We start from the raw sequence: 21,784 nt of genomic DNA, 5'->3' as shown, positions 1-21,784 counted from the left end.
GCCCGCTTTATGACGGTTATTAATAAAAGTCGCTAGGCAAGCTGTTCCGGCAACCTAAAAATAGACAACTCATCGCCAAATGCACCGGTGGCAATTTGATAACATTCCTGTTGATGTTGCAGTACCAAGTTAACAATATGGGTATCGATTTTACCATTGTTAGCATCATCATTAAGGCGGGCCAAAACGCCCGCTAAACTCAAACCTTCACGATAGGGGCGGTTTTGTACTAAAGCCTGAAAAATGTCTGCGATGGCAACAATTCTTGCTTCAACACTGATTTCCTCTTCCGGTGGATGAAATGGATAGCCATCGCCATTTAGGCCTTCGTGATGAAAGGCAGCCCAACTGGCAATTTCATCAAGCCCTTTTACATGGCCTAAAATTTCAAAAGTGTCGTAGCTATGCTGGCGCATAATTGAACGCTCAATATCCGTTAAAGCGCCTTTTTTTTCTAATATAGACGTTGGCACACGTAGCTTACCAAGATCGTGTAATAAGCCTGCTATTTCAATTTTCTCGCAGACTTCATCTGACAAACCTACAGTCGCCGCTAGAAATTTGGCTAAACTGGCAACGCGTATTGAATGCATCGCAGTATAAGGGCTTTTTTGATCAACGATATACGCCAAAATTAAGGACACATGCTTAATGTCATGAAGATTTAGTGTTCGGTTGTTTTCAAGCAGCCCCATCTTGAAGGTATAACGAACGATGTGACGATCGCTGAGTGAAATCCAAAAAGCTTCATGTTTATGGATGCTACGAAATGCTGCAACTATAAGCGGGTCAAAAAAAGTCCCTTGATATTGGGCAATGGTCTGAAATATTTGCTCTTTTGCTACCAAAATATGCTTTTCGTCATGCTCCATTGCTAATACATCGATACGATCAGCAAGGAAAATAATATTAGCAAATCGAGCTTCTTCAGCACTTATATCAAGCCGCTCTAACTTCTGCCAATGGGTATGGTGATATAAAATAGGCAGTGCAAACGCTGAAAATGGCGCTAAATCTTTCAATAAATGATAGCCCACAATGCAATGTTGCTGTGCGCCATCCCAATCAAACTGACTCACTAGGTTTGCGTACATATGCTCAGTTGACACTCCACAATCGTGGATTAAACCCAGCTCATAAACAAATTGTATTTTTTCCTCACTGAAATTCAATTGCTTAGCTAATTGGCTAGCGATAAACGCAACTCGCTTGCAATGATTTATATCGCCATTGCCAACAAACGATCCTGCGTTTTCAATGGCCAAAAGCATTTGTCTAAAATCGACACTCAGTGTTTCTGTAGTCTCAATGGGTTTACTTACTTTATTTCGAGCGTACATCAGCATACCCACACTACCTCTTAATAAAAATCTATATCATTTAGAGTAAATGGCTTATGTTGCAAACATCTTTAAGGTACTGAGTCATTTAAAAGTTATCGGTTGCAAAATAATCAGCAAGGGACATATTAGCTAAGCAGATATAAAAACGGCCTGTTTACAACAGGCCGCTTGATACGTATTTGCCAATCAGTATTTAAGTTAAATCAGCTCAGGAATACTGGACTGTAAACTGGCTTCACTTTCCGCTTTGCCATAACCAAAACCTCGTAAGCCAACCACATGTACGTGCTCATTGTTACCGTGGGTTTTACGAATAAGCTTATAGGTGGTGCCGTTTTCTGGGCTGATATTCTCCGGCGCGGCGATGATCAACTGCATATTTTGGCGCTCACACAGCTCAAATAAGGTAGAGATAGAGCGAGCATCCAAGCGCGCAGCTTCATCTAAGAACAATAAGCGACAAGGTAGCACATCACGGGCGCGGAAACGGCGTGACTCTTCTTCCCACGAATGCAGCACCATCAACAAGATGGCTTGGCCAGTACCTATCGCTTCACCCGTTGATAATGCGCCACTTTCTGCGCGAAGCCAGCCTTCAGTGCCGCGGCAAACTTCAATTTGCATTTCAAGGTAGTTGCGGTAATCCAATAAAGCTTCACCTAATACCTGATGGCTGCGCTCACCTTGATCTATGTGCGGATTTAAGCGTTGGAACAATTTCGCCATCGCTTCCGAGAAGCTCAATTCATTGTTACCAAACAAATCTTGATGCTGCGCGCCCTGCTCGGCTAACGCGTTAAGTAGCGTTGAGTAAGCCTCACGTAACGATACATTTAAACGTACGCCCGCTACCTGACCAAATGCGACACTTTGCAGCCCTTGGTTTAAGGCGCGAATACGGTTTTGTTCACGGCGGATGGTGTTGTTGATCTTACTGGCCACTTCATGAGCCGAAATCGACAGATGTGATTCACGCTGCTTCAACTCATCGGTTAAGCGCGCTAGCTCAATTTCCATTTCTTCAATCGCTTCAACGGGGTCGTCACTGCGAATAATGTCATGACGAATACGCTGTTTCAGGTGCTGATAGACCGACACATAAAACATTACCTTACGCTCAGGCTGGCGACTATCTTCTGAGTAACGCAGTGCGTCGCGTAGATCTTCATCATGAGCGACCGACATTCTCAACGTTCCTAATGCCTTATCTGACATGGATTTCAGTTCATCGCTATCTAGGTATTTCAGCTCTGCGCGATCAAGACGGCGTGCCACGTCATTTTGCTGCGCTAAGGTTTTAACTAGGCTCCAGCCGGATTTTTGCTTAACTAAGGCGGCGCGTGCTTGGTGATAACCTTTCTTCACCGACTTTTCGCTAGCGGTTAAGGTCGACACTTCTTTTTCAGTAACTTTTAAATGGGCGCCGCTGCTGTTGCGTTTATTGCGGGTTTCAATTAAGTCTTGTTGTACTTGCTCTTTATTCGCTTTCGCCTTGGTTTCACTGTCATGACTTAACACCACGCCCAGCGCCGCTAATTCGGTGTGGTTTTCTTGCAAGGTTTGCTGCTTGGCGTTCAGACCAGCGGTTAACGCCACCTGCGTTTGTTGCTCTTGATTTAAACGCTCACGACATTGCTTTTCTTGCGCTTGGGCTTGCTGGCGCGTTTTCTCTGCCAACACGAGTTTGGCTTTTAACTCATCGTTAATTTGACTGGTTTGATCCAGTAGTGCTTGCGCATCGTGATACGAGAAATGAGCCAAACGGGCATGTAATTGCTCTAAGTGGTAACACTGGCGTTTTTTCGCCGCTAACTGTGCATCCACTTGTTCCAGTGTGGCTTTTAGCACTTCAATGTCTTGTGGATCGTATTGCAGGTAGTCCACATGAGCGGCTAAGCCAGCCAACGCACTCTTGTGCTGAGTTAAAAATTGCACGGCCTGACGCAGTTGCTCAGCCATCTCTTGCGCATTTTCCAATCGAGCAGCTACGGTATCATCACCAATCAGATAAGCCAGTGGCTGAATTTTATCCAACAGTTGCAGCTGAGCTTTAATGTTCTTGAGGGTTTGCAGTAATTGTGTTTGTTGCTGCTGCGCACTTTGGTTTTGCTGCTCTAACGCGCGAATTTCTTGCTTATTCGCTTCTAATTGCGCTTGCGGATCTGCTTCAAATACGACGGCCAGATGCGTTGCGATAAAGTCATTAAATTGATTATATAAACGCAGTTTCTTTTGTTGCTCAAACGACACGCTACCAAATTCTTCAATCAAGCTATCACGGGCTTTATCAAGCTCTGCGATCCGAGCTTCACGGGCTGCGCGGCCAAACAGTGGCGTTTTTGGATGAGGCGAATAACGTAGCTGTCTGGTACCTTCACGTACCAATACTGCTTCACCTAAATCAGTGGCGTTAAATAACTCTTCATCAAACGCATCGGGATCGCCTTGGATCAGGTATAAGTCTTCTGGGCAGTTTGCGACATTTTTCAGCTTTTCAATTGCCGCTTCTAGATCACGTACCACCACACCATAACGCGCGGGGCCGTATAGCGCGGAGTAATAAGACGCATCTTCCAGCGGGATATCATCATAAACATCACTGAGTAATACGCCGCCCAAATCAAGGGCTATGCTGCCTAAGGTTTCGTCTGTTTCACCACCGGCATTTTGCAAACGACGAATTTGCTGTTCAAGCTCGCTCTTTTGCTGTTGTAACTGCTCTTTACGCTGTTTCAGTGTTTGTTCTTGCTGCAAAGTTTGCTGCATCACAGCACTTACACTGCTGGCGTCTTCAAGGAGTTGCTCTGAAGACAGCTCTAGTTTTTCTTTTTCAGCCTGAGCCACCAGCCATTTAGGCGCAAACTGCGTTAGGCGCTGATTACTTGCCGTTAACGAGGCTAATTTTTCTTTGTTGGTGGACAGCATGTCGGCTAATTCAGCTTGCTGTGCTTGCTGGGTTTCTTGCTCTAACAACCAATGGGCTTGTTGCTCGGCCACTTGCTGTTCTTGCTCAAGATTTACCGAGGTTTGACTGGCATAATCGGCTACCCATTGCGTGACTTGATCTTGCTGTTTTTGCTGGCGCAAGGCATCTTGTAAGCTGCGCTCAATTTCAGTTTTACGATTAGTCACGCCGACATATTCTTGCTGGCGTTGCAGCTGCAATTTGGCTTGGGTGAAGGCATGTTTACGATCGGCGCTCGGCTCTATTTGCGTTAAATAGCCCAATGCTTGTTCAAATTTTTCCAGCGCCGCATTTGCCATTTCTAGGCGGTGCTTAGCCGCTAGGACTTGATGAGTTAACTCTTCTTCTTGCCCTTTAAACAAAGCCAGTTTGTCTGCCGCTAATTCCGGCACTAAATCAGGCGTATCGCAGCTTAATTTCGCTTGCTCTAGCGCCGCCACCGCTTGCTTGTATTGAATGGCACGGGTTTGCTGAATATCCAGCGCTTGTTGATAGTCACTTAATTGGGTTTTCAGTGAGTCAACTTCCGCTTCCGCCGCTTGTTTACTGGCTTCAGTTTCAATAAACAAAATATTAGCTTGTTCGAGTTTTTCCTGTTGCTCTTCTAGCTGCGCTAGGGTGATGTCAATTTCAGCTTGGTATTGGCTGATTTTGCTTTGTAGCGCCACCGCTTGGATGACTTTTTGTAACATGTCGCTGGCATGCTCTAGTTCTTTTTCTAACATGCTTTCGCGGTTAGTCAGGTTTTCCAGCTCGTGTTGCAAATAAATAATGCGGCCTTGCTCTTCTTTGAGCAAACGCTGCGTGTCTTGTAATTTGGCGCGATGGCTGAGCGCTTCATCAGAGAATGCTTGGCGCTGACTGCCTAAACGAACATATTCCGCCGCCACGTAATGGGTGGTTTCGGTGATCAGGTTCTTAAATAAATCGCGATCACTTTGAGTTTGTTTAATGCGCTCTAAGGTGTGACGGTTTTCTTTGATTGCCGCTTCCATGTCTTGGAAGGCTTTGCGAATGCCGCTGTTTTCTGGCAATAAATAATCGCGCAATGAACGGGTAATAGTGCTGGAAATACCGCCGTATAATGAGGCTTCAATTAAACGATAAAACTTGCTGCGATCTTTTTGGTCGCGCATCTTTTTCGGAATAACGCCCATATCAAACAAAAAGTTATGATATTCGTTAATCGAGTTATATTTAGTGACACGGGCACCGCCAATCTCTGCGGCTGCGGCGCGCAGCTCGCTAAATTGCCTCACCCGCGCTTGACCAGTGGCTAAGGTTTCGAGTAATAATTCGGTCGGTTTAATGTCTTCTGGTAAGTCCATTAACGCAAACGGCGTAATGTTCACTTTTTTATCACGCCCGGCGATTTGTTCTAAATGCACACCTAACCAAATCACTTGGTCGTGGGAGTTACGCACCTGTAGCATGCTGTAACAAGGGCCCGACTTTAACTTACCGTATAACCCTTTATCCCGTGATGCATTAGAGCTGCCCGCTTCCGTGGTGTTACGAAAATGCAATAAGGTTTGGTCAGGGATCATCGCCGTAATAAACGCCGCCATGGTGGTGGATTTACCTGCGCCGTTACCGCCTGATAACGTGGTCACCAGCTGATCTAACTCAAAGGTTCTGGCAAAAAAGCCGTTCCAGTTAACCATGGTTAATGATAAAAACTTGCCGCGATTTGCCATGATTATACCTCTAACCCTAATTGTTCTTCGTTATCACTGTCTGCATCATCGGATTGTTGCAGTTTTTCATCCGTTGGCATGTCATCGTCATGCACTATCGCTTCACCTTCACGAATTAAGCGCATTTGCACTTCACGTGGGTCTTCATCGGTGCGCACATCGGCGCCAAAACGAAAGATTGCTTCGTTTAGGGTGAATTTATCCACTCCGCCAATTAACGTAACCATGCCTAAACGGCGAAAACGGCGCAAACAACCTTTTACTTTCTCTTTTAACTTTTGCTTATCTAAATCTGAGCCGCCACTGCGCTGGTTAACCATGCGTAATAACTGTGTTTCATCAGCAAGGTTAGCCAGCTCTTCTAATAACTCGGTTAAGGTGAATACCCCTTCATTGGCTAAGCGTTCAGGACTTAAATACAAATAACACAACACTTTGCCCACTAACATATCAAGCTCAGACAATACGCTGCGGCCTAACAAAGCGTTAGATTTTGGTCTTAAGTAGAAAAACCCTTCAGGCGCTTTAATTAATTCCACTTGATAACGGCGATAGAAGTACTCTAACGCTTCATAAGCATCGGCTAAGTAAGAATGCGCTTGAAAGTCATCATTGCAGATATGACGGCCACTGCGCAGCTGAGCATCAATTTGTGGAAATAAGGGATTGGCCACCGCGCGGGCCAGATCCTGCGAAATATATTGTTCTGTGCTGTCGTTTAGATCGGTTATTTGCATCTGTTGTTAACTCCTGCCTTTGCTGGCAAAAAGCAAAAAAATAAAAATATGAATAAAATCAATGAATCAAATTCTATTGGCCATCAGTGTCATAGGTATCAATATGATGCGCCTGAATTTTAGCCCCAGTGGTGTTAATGGGTCGCCATGGCGCCTGTGCCCCGGTAAATTTCACTTCCGCACTCGATAGGCCCAGTTTACAGGCCTCATCAATCACTAAACGGGCAATATCAAAATGCTGCACACTGGGATAATCAGCCAAGAAATCACGTAAAACGATGGCTAACTCAAGGGGTTGTTGATTATCTTTAAACTGCGCCAAGTAGGCTTCTACGCGCCCGGCCACTTCGTTTTGAATATCCACTAACTCTTGGTATTCCATTTCTTGTGGCACTTCACCGGTGATGGTTTCGTCACGGAAACTTAAGGTTTCATCACGCAGCTCAAGAATGCGGTCTTCTTCGGCTATCACTAAATGCCAGTTATGTTGACTGAAGTTTTGTACCGACTCGCGCAAACGTTGACTAAAGGCGCGGTTTTTGTCCATGTCGATGGCGGTACGAATAAACTTATGCACATGGCGATCGTAGCGGGTCCATAAATCGATAGACTGTTGACCCCAAGCAATGATGCCATCTAAGCGGGCTTGTAAGTTAAACACCAGTACTTCAATGTGCTCATATTCTTCATTGCCGTGCACGGTTTCTTGAATGTTAAGCAAACCCGACTGCAGCTTATCGCCCGCTGAGGTTAAAGTGTCTTGTAATTCACGTAAGTGGCTGCTGGTTTCGGCTAATAGCTGCTCACAGGCGCTAATGGCTTGGCTCCAGTTTTGGTGCAATAACTGGGCAATGTTATCTTTCGCTGCTTGTTGTTGGCTGTCCATGGCGCGCTGGGTTAAATCGATGCGCTCAAAAATATCTTCCACGGAGTATTTCAGTACACTGTAAACCGACTCATCCCAATATTGTTCATCACCGCCCTGCTTAGCCGCGTCATATACCTTGGTGATTTCAGCAGCAACTTGGGTGAGTAGAATAGACAATTTAACATTGGAATAGGTTTTTTGCTGGGCATAAAAGTTAACAATGCCCAGCGCTAAGGGCGTTAATCGATACAGGCTTGCGGTGTCCATGGTATCTGCGCCAAAGCGATTAAATAATTGTTGGCGACAAAATTCATTTATCGCATTGTTCGCCCGCTCGGTTTGGGTCTCGTCTACTTGACCAAAAATATCACTCACCAAGCGAAACGCATCATGCAGCTGTGCTTCGGTTAATTCTGCCCCTAATTCTTGCTCTGCCACCACCGACACAGCAATCAAAAATGCCAATCGGTCGGAAGGCAAATTTAAGCTAAACGCTTCTTGCTTTACCCAACCAACTAGCTCAGGTAAGTTCTTTTGTGCTGCTAGCGTGTATTTTTTGGTCATCGTGTTCCCAAATTTACCAAACGAGTTCAATCTTTACCGCGCAGCTCAAGTAAACTTGGGTAACGCGGTAATATCTGTATAATTGCTAATAATCAAAAAGATAAGACTAGCGCCCTGCTATAAACAAGGCCTTTTTTTCCTTAATACCGCGTAATAAAACCAAATTAAGCAGATTAAATAAGGCCGCTATTTTGGCACAAGCCGGCGCTGCATAAAACTGGTAATATTTGCGCAATTTCGCAAACGGAGATATTGCTGTGTTTTTACTCAAAAAGTGGTTAGGCGGATTGCTTAAACCCCTACCATTTTCACTTATTCTGCTTACCTTTGGTTTATTACTGTTGATAATGACCAGCAAACAACGCTTTGGTAAATTTGTCCTCAGCTTAGGTTTGATAACGTTATTGGCATTTTCATCTGAGCCTGTCAGTGGCTCTCTTATTGCCAGCCTAGAGCGCCAATATCCAGCCTTTAACATTGAGCAAAAAGTTGACACCATTTTAGTGTTAGGCCACGGTGGCCTTGCCGATCCTGATTTAGCCATTACTGGCCAGCTGAGCGGCACTGCCATTGCGCGCTTTGCCGAAGCGTTTCGCATTTGGCAAGCCAATCCACAAGCCATTATTGTGGTATCGGGATCAAACTTTGGCGACAGCAAAACCCACGCCGAATTAATGGCAACTTTAGCTCTGAGCTTTGGCGTACCCGAGGCGCAAATTAAACGCTTAGATCACACCCGCGACACGCCTGATGAAGCCAAAGAAATGGCGTTATTAATCAAAGGTAAACAAGCAGCACTGGTCACTTCAGCAAGCCATATGCCACGGGCCATGAAGCTGTTTGCCATGCAAAACTCACAACCTATTGCCGCACCTGCCTATTACAAGCAGCGCAACTCAACATTACCCGAACCAAGCAATAGGATGATCCCAAGTGCCTACTATTTAGAGCGCTCAGAGATGGCTGTGCATGAGTATTTAGGCATTTGGTGGTCAGAATTACGACAAAACATCAAATAAAGAGTGATTTAAGTCACATTTATTGTATTTATGAAAATTAATTACACATTTATTTGTTCAAATCACTACTTATAAGCCAACTGCCTTTTTATAATCGATGGCAGATTTGGAAAAAAATTTACTATTCATTTGATAATCATTGGAGAAATGGACATGAGAACACCTCTAGTTATGGGTAACTGGAAACTAAACGGCACTAAAGAATCAGTTGCTGAGTTACTAAACGGTCTAGCTGGCCCTGCTGCTAAAGCAACAGGCGTAGAAGTAGCAGTATGTCCTCCTGCCATTTTCTTAGGCCAAACTGAAGCGCTTACTAAAGACGGCGCAATTGAATTTGGCGCACAAAACTGTGACCTAAACGTAGCGGGCGCATTCACTGGTGAAACATCAGCGGTAATGGTTAAATCATTCGGCGCGAAATACAGCCTTGTTGGCCACAGTGAGCGTCGTACACTACACGCTGAAACTGACGAAGTAGTTGCTGCTAAATTCAAAGTGATCCAAGACAACGGCCTAGTACCTGTACTTTGTATTGGTGAGACACTTGAAGAGCGTGAAGCTGATAAAACTAACTCAGTAGTTGAAAAGCAACTAGCAGCAGTAATCGCAGCGCACGGCGTAGCAGCACTTGAAAACTCGGTAATCGCGTACGAGCCAGTGTGGGCTATCGGTACGGGTAAAGTAGCTTCTAAAGAGCAAGCTCAAGAAGTTCACGCGCACATCCGTCAATGGCTAGCAGCGCAAGATGCTAACGTAGCGGCTAAAGTACAAATTCTTTACGGCGGCTCTGTTGGCCCAGCGACTGCAGCTGAGCTATTTGCTCAACCAGACATCGATGGCGGCCTAGTAGGCGGCGCTTCTTTAAAAGTGGCTGATTTCACCGCTATCATCGAAGCTGCTCAAGCTTAATATTAGATATTAAATCTGATTAAAAAGCGCCTAGCGAGTTAACTCGTTAGGCGCTTTTTTGTAGGTGCTGAGCTTGCTCAGCGAACATCACAATTTCCCTGAGCAAGCTCAAGTCCTACAAGAAAGCCAATCAACTCGCTCAACATACAAGGAGAAATATACTCGTTTGCTTATCCTGAGCTCAGGTTAAGTAGCTTATCTACCGCATCATTCACCAACTGCTCTCGCCTATTCCAGTCATTGCCATCAATCACGACAAATCGCAAGCCTAAACCTTCTAGTTGCGTTTTTAAAAACTCAAATATATCAACGCGAAATGATTCGCCATAACGAGTACCATCGTCAATCCAAGGCACATCAGGCGATAATAATAAGTATAAATCAGCGAAATCCTGTAACGGGTAGTCCTGATTATCCAACTCTCCCATTAACAATCGCTGCCAAGCCATGGTTTGGATCATATCGGTGTCTTCTATCAGGTAAGGCCCAGCGTGCTTAGCAAGCGCATTACGCATTGCAATGTGAGTGTGTGTTAAGCTACGAAAATCTTGCCGCGTCCAGTTCTGTCCTTGCTTGAGGGAAGCATCATAAATACGACCATATTCCGTCATCAGATTGCTCAATTGACCACTAGGATCAAGCCGCTGTGCCAACCGCGCTGACAAAGTCGACTTGCCCGTGCTCTCAGGCCCTAAAAACGTAACACGACGCTGAAAATGAGCCCGCACGGCGGTGGGTATATAACGCCAATGTTCATAGGGGGCATTTCTGATCATAGTAGCTGAGATGTTAACGCTACTGCGGCCAAGTGGCACCGCAACAGCGCCAATTTCGTAAGCAAGTTGCACCACGTAATCTTCCCCACCAAAAACATAGTCAAAAGGGCCAAATGGGCTAAGCGCATCACGCCATTTTGGCCAAAAGTCGGGGTCGTCCTCCGGCTGTTGAGGTAATGAATCATCAAAAAGTTCACGCACCTGAATGTTCTCGCTAACACTGCTTCTCACCCAGTGGCTACGTAAACGGCCATCAATTGGCTCCTGGCTAACTGCGCATACTAATACGGTGAGCTCATCCACAAGTTGAGCTGCGGTGTCAATCACCCACAGATGACCATGATGAATAGGCATGAACTTGCCAAGATATAAGCCTCTAGTCACGTGATGCTCTCTGCCATTGTAATAAACCTAAGATAGCAAGTATCAAAAACACGCCATACAGCGCTGCTGTGGGCAGTAAACCTTTCACTATAAACAGTCCAATGGCTAACACGTCAACGGCAATCCACAGATACCATGATTGCAAATGTCGGCGCATCAATAATATTTGCGCAGAGACACTCAACGCCGCAATTGCACCATCCCAAAATGGATGTGTTGCATCAGTATATTGTTGCATCACCACGGCTAAAATAAGCCACAATGCACTTGTAGCCAACAATCCCTGACTAAAATGACGATGATTTAGATAGGCCACTTGAACCTTGCCATCAGGGGCTTTATGTTTCAGCCAATAAAACACGCCATAACATTGCGTGATAAAGAAAAATACTTGTAATAATGAATCACTATAAAGTTGATAATCAAAGAAAATTTTGGCGTAAAGCACCACCATAATGAAACCAAACAGGTAGTTCCACAGCGACCGTTTAATGATCAAATAAACATTAAGAAACCCACAAGTCACGGCAATATACTCAATGGCGCTACTGCCTATCATTTGCTGTATAAAATCCACTTATCAACTCCATTTGTGATGGCTATCTAGCCACATATCAATTTATATAAACGCGGCTAAGGCTCTGTATTTTATCACTGAAATCGCTTTTTCTAGGCAATAAAAATAGCTATGGGGATTTTATTCAAATTAGAAAGAGAAAATAGGAAAAAGAAGGAATCGATTGATACCGGCGGTTACTTAAACAGAAATACAAATTAGCGATAAAACGCGTCTAAAGTAAGACGCGCTTTTATTGGAAAACCTTAACAATAGTAGGCTTCAACTTTGCCCTTTAAAGTGATCATCAGTGGATGACCACGGCGATCTAACGCCTTTGGTGAAGGAACTTTAACCCATCCTTCACTAATGCAATATTCTTCAACGTCGAAACGCTCTTTACCATTAAGTCTAATGCCAATTTCATGTTCACTTTCAAAAATGTCTGCCACATGATGCGGGCTACGTGGATTAGAGGATAGACGATCAGGTAAATCAGGTTGCGCTATAGTGTCGTTCATGTTGATGACCTAAAAATATAAAGTGCGCTATTGTAGACAATGTGAGCGTAGCGCTCAAGCATATGTAGCACAGCATTTTACAGCAAATGACCACCACTTTGAGCCAACCCCTTCTCTTGAGGAAATCCCCCCCTAGCGTAAACAGAAGCCTCTGTCATAATTGATTTAGTGCTTGAGATATCAAACATTCCTTGATAAGTTTTAGCCATGAAAACATTCAATACGCCCACATCTATCCTTTTCTGGTGGCGCTCTTTTTAGAGCGGCGCGGAATTTTCACATTCTTAAGCTGCTGGTAGGTAGCTAAGAATGTAACATCTCTTTTATCTCCAGTGGCATTTTTTACTTGGAGATAATTCATGAACATAACCCTAAAACCAACACCAGAGATTATTCTAACCGGCGACAGAGCAACGGGGCCATTGCACCTTGGTCATTATGTTGGCTCTCTGAAACAAAGAGTGTTTCTGCAATCGCAACACGAGCAAACAATACTGGTGGCCGACATGCAAGGCCTGACAGATAACGCACACAACCCGGCCAAGGTATCATCTAACATTCTTAATGTGGTGGCCGATTACTTGGCGGTCGGTATCAATACTGAGCAAACCACTATCTGCCTACAATCACAATTACCCGCACTTGCCGAACTGACCATGTATTACAGTAATTTGGTTTCTATTGCTCGGCTTGAACGTAACCCCACCGTCAAAGCTGAAATTCAAAGTAAAGGGTTTGAACGCGCTATTCCTGCTGGCTTTTTAACCTACCCTATTTCTCAAGCGGCTGATATTACCGCCTTTAATGCAACACTCATTCCTGTCGGCGACGACCAGCTCCCGATGCTTGAACAAACCAATGAAATAGTCAGAAAAATTAATCACCTAGCAAACAAGAAGGTGCTTAACGAATGCAGGCCATTGCTGAGTAATGCACCGCGGTTACCCAGCACAGATGGTAAAAATAAAATGTCTAAAACCATGGGCAACACCATTAACCTTGGCGCTTCTGAAAAAGAAATCAGCGCTGCGGTTAAAGCCATGTATACCGATCCTAACCATCTCAGGGTACAAGATCCCGGTCAGGTAGAAGGTAATATTGTGTTTACGTACTTGGACGCCTTTCATAGTGACAAAGACTACGTTGAACAGCTAAAGAGCCAATATCGCCGTGGTGGGCTTGGCGATGGCACCACCAAAAAGATACTTGAAGAATGCCTACAATCATTGCTAGGTCCGATACGCAATAAACGAGCGGAGTACTTAAACGACAAGGCGCAATTAATGGCTATTTTAAAGCAAGGCAGTCAGGCCGCAAAAGAAAAAACCGAGAAAACCCTGTTTGACGTCAAAGCTGTTTTTGGCCTAAATATTTTGTGAATTTTACAACGCCATGCTATTCAAGCCCCTTTGCACAAGGGGCTTCACGTTATTAACCTAATGCAATCAGTTGCTGCTGCAGGCTGGCCACTTCATCGCGCATAGCCGCCGCTTGTTCAAACTCCAAGTTTTTGGCATGCTCAAACATTTTACTTTCACATTCAGCAATTTGTTTCAGTAAAATTTTCGGGTCAACAATCTTATATTCACCCTTCTTCTCGGCAACTTTATTGAGTTTACTGTTGCCCGTCCCCATTGCCATAATATCCAAAATGGCTTTATTCACCCCTTTTGGCGTGATGCCGTTATCAAGGTTAAATTGATGCTGTACTCCGCGACGGCGCTCTGTTTCATCAATAGCTTTGCGCATTGATTTAGTGATTTTATCGCCATACAAAATCGCCTTGCCCTTCATATTACGTGCAGCGCGGCCAATGGTTTGAATCAGCGAACGCTCAGAGCGTAAAAAACCTTCTTTGTCAGCATCGAGGATCGCCACGAGTGACACCTCTGGCATATCCAAGCCTTCACGTAATAAGTTAATGCCGACAATCACATCAAACACACCCAAACGTAAATCACGAATGATCTCCACCCGTTCAACCGTGTCGATATCAGAGTGTAAATAACGTACTTTAACGCCGTGATCGGCTAAATACTCCGATAAATCTTCCGCCATTTTTTTGGTTAATGTGGTGGCTAAGACCCGCTCTTTTTGCGCCACCCGTATACGAATTTCAGATAATAGATCATCAACTTGCGTCGCCACAGGGCGCACTTCAATTTCAGGATCAAGTAAACCGGTTGGGCGAATTATCTGCTCCGCAAACTCGCCGTTGGTCTGCTCTAACTCATAATTGCCAGGTGTAGCCGACACATATAAGGTTTGCGGCGCAATGCGTTCAAACTCATCAAACTTTAATGGTCGGTTATCCAGCGCAGACGGTAAACGAAAGCCATACTCAACAAGGGTTTCTTTACGTGACCGGTCACCTTTATACATGGCGCCAATTTGCGGCACCGTGACGTGGCTTTCATCAATAATCATCAAGCCATCAGCCGGTAAATAGTCAATCAATGTCGGCGGCGCATCGCCCGGTGAGCGGCCAGATAAATAACGTGAGTAGTTTTCAATGCCCGAACAATAACCTAGCTCTTGCATCATCTCTATATCGTATTGCACCCGTTGGCTAATGCGCTGCTCTTCAATTAACTTGTTGTTGTCGAGTAACTGCTTTTTACGCTCAACCAACTCAACTTTAATATTCTCTATGGCATCTAATATGGTTTGCCGTGGCGTCACATAGTGAGTTTTAGGATAAACCGTGATCCGAGGTACATCTGTTAAACTCTGGCCCGTTAGCGGGTCAAATAAGCTTAAGCGCTCTACCTCACCATCAAACAGCTCAATGCGCACCGCGTGCTTGTCCGATTCTGCCGGGAACACATCTATCACCTCGCCACGCACGCGAAAGGTACCGCGACTAAACGCCATATCATTGCGGGTATATTGAATTTCCGCCAAACGACGTAAAATATCACGCTGATCAATTATATCGCCCGTGGTTAAGTGCAACATCATCGACAAGTAGGATTGCGGATCACCAAGGCCATAGATGGCGGAGACAGACGCAACGATGATGACATCACGGCGCTCCATCAGCGCCTTAGTCGCCGAAAGCCGCATCTGTTCAATGTGATCATTGACCGATGCATCTTTGTCAATAAATGTGTCGGTGCTAGGCACATAAGCTTCTGGTTGGTAATAATCGTAATATGAAACAAAATACTCGACGGCATTATTAGGAAAAAACTCTTTCATCTCACCATAGAGCTGCGCCGCCAGCGTTTTGTTTGGCGCCATAATAATAGTTGGCCGATCCAGCTCAGTGATCAAATTAGCCACAGTGAAGGTTTTACCCGAGCCTGTCACACCAAGCAGCACTTGGTGCGCTAAACCGTCATTAAAACCCTCAACTAAACTGCTAATCGCCTCAGGCTGATCACCACTGGGTTTAAATGCGGATTCAAGTTGAAATGATTTTTTCACTATATAGGCTCCTTTGGGCAAGCATGCACCGTAGCTTAACTGTTTATATTTTGCCAACCGAAATTTTGCTCTATTTTAACCGATAAAACTGGCGTTATCAGGCATTGCCAAGCCCAGCTGCGATAAAAATGCGATAAAGGCGAGACTGATCAGTCATATTAGGCTTCACCAGCCAGTTAAAGCTTAAAATCCTTTAAAGTTAGCTCTCTATTTACCGTCATTGGTAATGACCTACTAACTAACGCGGTGAAACATTTTTTGAAACTCATGATGGGCGAATAAGCAATAAAAGATAACGTTAATTTTTTTCATTTTATGGTTGACTATCCCTAAATTTTCTTAGCGAAAAAAGAAATAACCCACAGCTGAACAATTGTACAGCTAAGAAATTAATTTATTCACCACCTCCATAAACATGACACTATTGACATAATTAAGTTATTGTTATTAAAGGATATGACAATATATAACATAAAATATAGTGATAAGCTCAACCCCTGATGGCACAAGGCTCAGAAGCACTTAACAGACCTTAACCCACACACTTATCCACAAAAATAGTGGATAAGTCTACACAGGCCTTGCACAGCAAGGTTGCCAGCCTTGTGTGCATAACTCCTATTTAGTCACAGCAAAAAAAACATCGAAAAAAAATGTGAACCAAGGTTCATTTTTCACTTTATTTTGATGTAGCGCGCCACATAGTTTGGAAAGAAAATTCGGTTAGATTGAAAAATCATAACCAACAGCCCATTTTACTAAGTTTACTTATTTAAAATTAAATATTATTAAACGTGCTTAAACGACTGTTAAATCACACCTCAACTTCACTGTAAGGTAAGTTGGCCGCTTGGGCCACTCGTTCACCGTCTTTAATGTAAACCTTTCCTGAGGCGATGCTATCGCCCCAACAACACCTTAGACTGGGCTTAAGTCTTGCTGCGCTGGTAAAGCTGTTTTAGGGTTTAGGCTATCTGTTGCTAGGAAAGCAGATAGCTTGATAAATAGCTGGTTAAACTCCCCTGGTACCGCTATCAATAGATGATCACGGGCTCAAGTCGGCAAAGCGCAAAGCGTCAGATACACCCAATAGGATAAATCCTCTTAAGTATACTTTTTATTAACTTTATAATTTACGATTGACTCGCTAAATCTTGTGAACTTAGCAATAAACAACGCATTTGCAGACCTCCACACTATAATAAAACAAAGTGCAGTCATGTTAATTTTGGGAGAAGTACTTGATGGATAATAGAAACCTTTTATTAGCAATAGTACTCATTGGCGCACAGATAATTTTATTGTCGGCTAACCTTTTTATAGATCAACCGAACAATACCTTTCTCATCGTTTTACCTGTAGTGCTCGCTATCGCGACACTCGTGCTATTCATTTACCAAAATCGCCAAATGGTGGAGCAAAATCATTGGTATGAGCAGATTCTCGACGCTGTACCTTTGCCTTTATCTGTTACTGATATTGATATGAAATGGACGTTTGTAAACAAAGCCGCAACCTCGCCTCTAGGGGTAACTCGTGCAGATGTATTAGGACAAGCTTGTAATAACTGGGGGGCGAATATTTGTAAAACTCCAAACTGTGGTGTCGAATGTCTGCGTAATAACAAAACTAAAACGCACTTTAATCAATGGGACAAAGACTTTGACGTCGACACATGCTATTTGAAGAATACCCAAGGTAAACGTATTGGCCATGTTGAAGTTGTCTCAGATGTGACGGAAAAAGTCGCACTTGCGCGAGTTTATAAACATATTATGGGCATGACAGATAGCTTAAGTAACGATGCGAATAACGTTAGCGAAGTGGGCATTAGCCTTGCTTCTAGTACCACGGAGCTGTTAAGTACCATAGAAGAAATGAGTCAATCCTTATCTGAAGTGAGAATTCAGTCTGAAGCCAATGCTTCAAGCGTTGCCGATGTCCGTTCATTTGCAAGTGAAATAGTTGAACGTGTCGAGCATGCCAGCAGTGCCATGAGTGCAATGGTAACAACGATCGAAAAACTCAGCACTTCAAGTAAAGCCATCGGAGAAGTCATTCAGGTTATCGACGGCATTGCCGAGCAAACCAACTTACTTGCTCTTAATGCCGCCATTGAAGCCGCTAGGGCCGGAGAACAAGGCCGTGGCTTTGCGGTCGTTGCTGATGAGGTGCGAACACTGGCCCAGCGGTCATCTAATGCTGCGAGAAAAACAGGCGAGCTTATTCTCGCATCTATTGAGAGCGTTGAATCGGGAAAAACCGCCGTAGACGATGTTGCTTCGCGACTAGAATATATTGTTCAGGATGTATCTAAATTGCTTAGCTTAACGCAAGACATTGATTCTGCGACCAAGTTACAAACAGAAAGCATCACTCATGCAGATGACGGTCTAACCCAAGTAGAGCCGGTATTGAGAAACAACTCTACGATTGCAGAGGGTACAGCGGAGGTTTCACACCGTATAATTAAACAAATTTCAGAGATGAATAAGATACTTAGCCAGCTAAACAGTATTGACGGCTTCAATAAGGATGACAATGCGATTGCGATAAAAGTAGTCCCATAACGCTAAGTATGTGTATAACATGCTAATTGATTATAAGCATAACCATTAGGCCGAAGCATGTTTAACGTCAGCGTTTATTCCAAGTTGGCTACCAAAGTTACCGACAAAGCGAAATACATTTAGGTTTCGGCCAAATAGCGTTGTTGCCTCGTTGGTTTCTCTTGAAACCTCAATCAATTCACGCATATCAATAATGTCACCAAAGTTGTCCTCATTAACATCATATTTACCCCAGTATTGACTGGTTCCATCCGGCCCTCCCCGCTCCATCTCAGTGTATTTCAAAAAATCCTCTTTAATACCTTGCGCTAACCAAACAAAACTGGTGTCCTCATTAAGAATGTTTTCTAAATAGCGCTTTTCGGTATCGGCGAGTTTCCCTGTCACCTCTATTGCCCCTTCGGCATTAACCGAAAATCCCCAATTTTTATCAGCTAGTTTTGGGTTTTCCGCTTCGATTTTTGACATAAACTCATCATAATGGTTAGTCATTTGGTCTGCGGCATGAAACATATCACCACCGAGATAGAGCTGACCAAGTGCGATGTCTCGCATGCGTTGGCGCTCTTCCATTTCAGCGACAGTATATTTAGATTCAGTGATCACCATCGGGCGACTGTATACGGGATCAGGCTCTTGCTCCTTCCCCTTGTAATAGGTATCAGTCGTTAAAGTGTGCAGCGTATCTTGGCTAAGAGACGTCGAGTTTTCTTGTACTTTATTAGGATTAGCTTGACTTAGTATTGTTGCCATTAAATTATTTGGGAATAGGCCAAGTTTCATCTCATCCTCGCATTAGTCATGTTGACACTATAAAATGTGAATTAAATATCATATCGGCTATGCCTTTTGAACCTTTAACAATTTAATTTATACTTTTAGGATGTTATCGAGCATGTTTTATACACCAGCGGCTAGTATTTCAGCAGCCAATCGCTAAATGACACTTTTTATTTGTTCAAGTGTTGACAGCCCTACGCCCGAGTTTTAATATGCGCCCCGTTGTTGTGAGACACATTGTGTAAATGATTCCTCCTTAGCTCAGCTGGTAGAGCAACGGACTGTTAATCCGCAGGTCGCTGGTTCAATCCCAGCAGGAGGAGCCACACAACACTTAAAATGAAAAGAATAATTCCTCCTTAGCTCAGCTGGTAGAGCGACGGACTGTTAATCCGCAGGTCGCTGGTTCAATCCCAGCAGGAGGAGCCAAATTCTAGTTTTAAGCATTGAGCTTAAATCGAAAGTGCATGGCACTTAATATTGAAAAATATTACAAAGTAAAAATTGTTCCTCCTTAGCTCAGCTGGTAGAGCGACGGACTGTTAATCCGCAGGTCGCTGGTTCAATCCCAGCAGGAGGAGCCACATTCTTTTTCTTCGCACACCCTCTCTCAAGTATTTAATAAACGTCTGACACAATTATATTTATGTCTCAATATTAAGATATGCTATTTTTGTAGTTGAACATACCATGTTAGACTCCACCACCATAACAAGGCCTATAATTGAATCAGCCTAACTTAGCTTGGATGCGATATGAAAGAGTACAAACATAGTCTTATTATTACCAATGCCATTATTTTGGTTGCTGCAATTGCAGTATTATTGGCAATTAAGCTTCATTTCACACCGCTAATTGCAGTTGTTAATGAAGATGTCACCAATGAAATAACTCAAGCCATTGAGATAAAAGGGGCTTCTCAGAATACTGCCGACCAACTTGCCGCTAAGCATCATCTCAGTCACTTGCAAATCACCGACAAATCAGGTGATTTCACTTATATGGCCAATACATCGGAAGGCGTTTCGCTGCTTTTCAAATTGCTATTTCCAAGTGCTACCGACAAAGTCGATATCCAAACCGCGACATTAAGTATTAATTACATTAACAGCTTTCAAACTATCTCTAGTATTGCCGCAACGCTTTTCTACCAATTGTTAATTTTATTTATAGTAACCGCAGTATTAGTAAACTGGGCTTATTTCCGTCTAATCAAAAACTTAGAGAAAAGCTTAGTGCAAGAGGTTAGCTCAGAAGATGCGCAACTTAGCACCTTCTCGCAGGTAACCGAGCAGCTACTTGAGCAAAGACAACGCTTTCATCAAGTCATGCAAGAGCAGCAACAAAAAATTCAGTTACTTGCTAAGCAAGTCAACATGGACAATTTAACGGGCTTAAACAACCGCCACGCCTTTCGTAAAGAGTTAACGCAAATATTAAGCTCTGAAGGTGATAGCAACGCCGCTATTCTTGCCCTTGTTCGCGCATCGGAGTTACACAACATTAACCAGCAGCGTGGCTACCAACAAGGCGATATTTACTTGTCTGATATCGGAAGGATGTTAGTGCAACTAATTAAACGCTTTCCTGAATGCCAATGTTACCGTATTTCAGGCTCAGACTTTGCCCTGCTCGCACCGAACATGACCATTAGCGCGGCGCAAAAACTGGCTAAAACCCTAAAGCATCAGTTTGATGAATACCAAGCTCTACATAACCTTGAAAGTGTTGCCTATACTGGTTTATCCGCTATTTCTTCAGGCCAATTGCCAGAGCAAGTATTGGCTCGTGCCGATATTGCCTTAGCAAAATCACAAACCGAAGGCGTCAATGCTTGGGCATTTGAGCAAAGTGATTCCAATGAAACCAATTTAGGTCAACTGCACTGGAAGAAGGTGATTGAAGAGATCATCGAAACCCGAGCGGTGATGTTATTGCATCAACCTATTCAAGCCATTCACCGTAATATGAAAGGTTACCAGGAAATATTCACCCGCTTTGTTGGTCAAAATAACGCGATGATCCCTACCGAAACCGTGTTTGCCATGGCGCAGCGTATGGATCTGATTGTTAAACTAGAACAAGTCATTCTTGAAACCATGGTTAGCCAATGCCGTCACAAAACCGATGGCTCAGCGCGTTGGGGCGTAAACATTTCCGCCACTTCATTACAAAACAGTGCTTTTATTGTATGGCTTGAGCGCTTATTACTCCGCGAACCTAACATAGCAGCATCAATGATTTTTGAATTTGATGAAGAAGTGTTAGATCGCAACTTAGTTGCCAGTAAACGTGTGTTTGATATGTTAAAGCGTACGGGCAGTCGCAGCGCCATCAGTAAATTTGGTAAGGGTATTGGTTCATTTCGCTTGTTTAAGGAACTAAAACCGGATTTTGTAAAAGTGGATGCTGGACTAATCAGTAATATTGAGCGCGACAGTGCTAACCAACAGTTTTTACGCATGATTGTTGATGTTGCTCACCGTATGGGTTGTCAAGTGATTGCCGAAGGGGTTGAACACCTGGAGCAGAAACAATTACTTGAGAATATGTACGTCGACGGATTACAAGGCTTTTTAATTTCTCGCCCCACTCCTTTGTCGAAAGTTAAATAACTTCATTTAAGGTTAAAAAACCTCGCTATTTTAGGCCTTACTCTCTGTAAG

General features: G+C 43.8%; 15 protein-coding genes and 3 tRNA genes. 8 read left to right on the top strand and 10 right to left on the bottom strand.

Translation table 11 applies throughout. The features are described from left to right. Positions 1–32: 32 nt before the first annotated feature. From K6Y31_RS18820 to mukF, 4 genes are all read right to left on the bottom strand, one after another. Positions 33–1,346, bottom strand: a complete 1,314-nt coding sequence (locus K6Y31_RS18820) for an HD-GYP domain-containing protein (RefSeq protein ID WP_233054557.1) — start codon at positions 1,344–1,346, stop codon at positions 33–35. 195 nt (positions 1,347–1,541) lie between these two features. After that, complete coding sequence (gene mukB, locus K6Y31_RS18815; protein ID WP_233054555.1) at positions 1,542–6,005, bottom strand: chromosome partition protein MukB; 4,464 nt, start codon at positions 6,003–6,005, stop codon at positions 1,542–1,544. A gap of 2 nt (positions 6,006–6,007) precedes the next feature. Further along, positions 6,008–6,742: a chromosome partition protein MukE gene (gene mukE / locus K6Y31_RS18810; protein WP_233054553.1), complete on the bottom strand. Its 735-nt coding sequence runs from the start codon at positions 6,740–6,742 to the stop codon at positions 6,008–6,010. Between the two features lie 73 nt (positions 6,743–6,815). Then, on the bottom strand, positions 6,816–8,174 hold the full coding sequence (gene mukF / locus K6Y31_RS18805) for a chromosome partition protein MukF (protein ID WP_233054551.1): 1,359 nt from the start codon (positions 8,172–8,174) through the stop codon (positions 6,816–6,818). Between the two features lie 257 nt (positions 8,175–8,431). Between mukF and elyC the strand changes: the two genes are divergently transcribed. Together elyC and tpiA are read left to right on the top strand one after the other, a co-directional pair. After that, positions 8,432–9,193 (top strand): envelope biogenesis factor ElyC, encoded by a 762-nt coding sequence (gene elyC, locus K6Y31_RS18800; RefSeq protein WP_233054550.1) that lies wholly within the window; start codon positions 8,432–8,434, stop codon positions 9,191–9,193. Positions 9,194–9,346: 153 nt separating this feature from the next. Then, the gene (gene tpiA / locus K6Y31_RS18795; protein ID WP_233054548.1) at positions 9,347–10,102 is read left to right on the top strand and encodes a triose-phosphate isomerase; all 756 of its coding nucleotides are present in this window, start codon (positions 9,347–9,349) and stop codon (positions 10,100–10,102) included. 170 nt (positions 10,103–10,272) lie between these two features. Here tpiA and K6Y31_RS22465 read toward each other — a convergent pair whose 3' ends face one another. The 4 genes from K6Y31_RS22465 to K6Y31_RS18775 all read right to left on the bottom strand — a co-directional run bounded on the left by K6Y31_RS22465 (position 10,273) and on the right by K6Y31_RS18775 (position 12,569). Further along, positions 10,273–11,262 (bottom strand): AAA family ATPase, encoded by a 990-nt coding sequence (locus tag K6Y31_RS22465; RefSeq protein ID WP_233054546.1) that lies wholly within the window; start codon positions 11,260–11,262, stop codon positions 10,273–10,275. Then, positions 11,255–11,839 (bottom strand): nicotinamide riboside transporter PnuC, encoded by a 585-nt coding sequence (pnuC, locus tag K6Y31_RS18785; protein ID WP_233054544.1) that lies wholly within the window; start codon positions 11,837–11,839, stop codon positions 11,255–11,257. Before pnuC ends, K6Y31_RS22465 begins: the two co-directional genes overlap by 8 nt. A 245-nt stretch (positions 11,840–12,084) precedes the next feature. Beyond that, on the bottom strand, positions 12,085–12,339 hold the full coding sequence (locus K6Y31_RS18780) for a DUF3297 family protein (RefSeq protein ID WP_233054542.1): 255 nt from the start codon (positions 12,337–12,339) through the stop codon (positions 12,085–12,087). Positions 12,340–12,416: 77 nt separating this feature from the next. Continuing rightward, positions 12,417–12,569, bottom strand: coding sequence for a hypothetical protein (locus K6Y31_RS18775; RefSeq protein WP_233054541.1), 153 nt, complete (start codon positions 12,567–12,569; stop codon positions 12,417–12,419). Positions 12,570–12,698: 129 nt separating this feature from the next. Between K6Y31_RS18775 and trpS the strand changes: the two genes are divergently transcribed. Continuing rightward, a complete protein-coding gene (gene trpS, locus K6Y31_RS18770) occupies positions 12,699–13,718 on the top strand; it encodes a tryptophan--tRNA ligase (RefSeq protein WP_233054539.1) in 1,020 nt (339 codons plus the stop codon). A gap of 52 nt (positions 13,719–13,770) precedes the next feature. Here the strand turns inward: trpS and uvrB are convergent, their stop codons facing one another. Next, positions 13,771–15,771: an excinuclease ABC subunit UvrB gene (gene uvrB / locus K6Y31_RS18765; protein ID WP_427901918.1), complete on the bottom strand. Its 2,001-nt coding sequence runs from the start codon at positions 15,769–15,771 to the stop codon at positions 13,771–13,773. A 1,241-nt stretch (positions 15,772–17,012) separates the two neighbouring features. Here uvrB and K6Y31_RS18760 point away from each other — a divergent pair. Further along, on the top strand, positions 17,013–18,338 hold the full coding sequence (locus K6Y31_RS18760) for a methyl-accepting chemotaxis protein (RefSeq protein WP_233054536.1): 1,326 nt from the start codon (positions 17,013–17,015) through the stop codon (positions 18,336–18,338). A gap of 45 nt (positions 18,339–18,383) precedes the next feature. Here the strand turns inward: K6Y31_RS18760 and K6Y31_RS18755 are convergent, their stop codons facing one another. Next, the gene (locus K6Y31_RS18755; protein ID WP_233054534.1) at positions 18,384–19,121 is read right to left on the bottom strand and encodes a hypothetical protein; all 738 of its coding nucleotides are present in this window, start codon (positions 19,119–19,121) and stop codon (positions 18,384–18,386) included. A gap of 247 nt (positions 19,122–19,368) precedes the next feature. Between K6Y31_RS18755 and K6Y31_RS18750 the strand changes: the two genes are divergently transcribed. From K6Y31_RS18750 to K6Y31_RS18735, 4 genes are all read left to right on the top strand, one after another. Beyond that, a tRNA-Asn gene (locus tag K6Y31_RS18750) sits at positions 19,369–19,444 on the top strand. Positions 19,445–19,471: 27 nt separating this feature from the next. After that, a tRNA-Asn gene (locus K6Y31_RS18745) sits at positions 19,472–19,547 on the top strand. 79 nt (positions 19,548–19,626) lie between these two features. After that, a tRNA-Asn gene (locus K6Y31_RS18740) sits at positions 19,627–19,702 on the top strand. 171 nt (positions 19,703–19,873) lie between these two features. Continuing rightward, complete coding sequence (locus tag K6Y31_RS18735; protein ID WP_233054532.1) at positions 19,874–21,733, top strand: EAL domain-containing protein; 1,860 nt, start codon at positions 19,874–19,876, stop codon at positions 21,731–21,733. Positions 21,734–21,784 lie beyond the last annotated feature (51 nt).

It is taken from the genome of Motilimonas cestriensis (genome assembly GCF_021295315.1).
In the GTDB taxonomy this organism is placed as follows: Bacteria; Pseudomonadota; Gammaproteobacteria; order Enterobacterales; family CBDFNC01; genus Motilimonas; species Motilimonas cestriensis.
This window is presented reverse-complemented; position numbering and strand designations above follow the sequence as displayed.

Excerpts from the sequence above, each read along its gene's own strand:
- K6Y31_RS18820 (WP_233054557.1), bottom strand. The coding sequence starts at position 1,346 with ATGCTGATGTACGCTCGAAATAAAGTAAGTAAACCCATTGAGACTACA.
- mukB (WP_233054555.1), bottom strand. The coding sequence starts at position 6,005 with ATGGCAAATCGCGGCAAGTTTTTATCATTAACCATGGTTAACTGGAAC.
- mukE (WP_233054553.1), bottom strand. The coding sequence starts at position 6,742 with ATGCAAATAACCGATCTAAACGACAGCACAGAACAATATATTTCGCAG.
- mukF (WP_233054551.1), bottom strand. The coding sequence starts at position 8,174 with ATGACCAAAAAATACACGCTAGCAGCACAAAAGAACTTACCTGAGCTA.
- tpiA (WP_233054548.1), top strand. The coding sequence starts at position 9,347 with ATGAGAACACCTCTAGTTATGGGTAACTGGAAACTAAACGGCACTAAA.
- K6Y31_RS18780 (WP_233054542.1), bottom strand. The coding sequence starts at position 12,339 with ATGAACGACACTATAGCGCAACCTGATTTACCTGATCGTCTATCCTCT.
- trpS (WP_233054539.1), top strand. The coding sequence starts at position 12,699 with ATGAACATAACCCTAAAACCAACACCAGAGATTATTCTAACCGGCGAC.
- K6Y31_RS18760 (WP_233054536.1), top strand. The coding sequence starts at position 17,013 with ATGGATAATAGAAACCTTTTATTAGCAATAGTACTCATTGGCGCACAG.
- K6Y31_RS18755 (WP_233054534.1), bottom strand. The coding sequence starts at position 19,121 with ATGAAACTTGGCCTATTCCCAAATAATTTAATGGCAACAATACTAAGT.
- K6Y31_RS18735 (WP_233054532.1), top strand. The coding sequence starts at position 19,874 with ATGAAAGAGTACAAACATAGTCTTATTATTACCAATGCCATTATTTTG.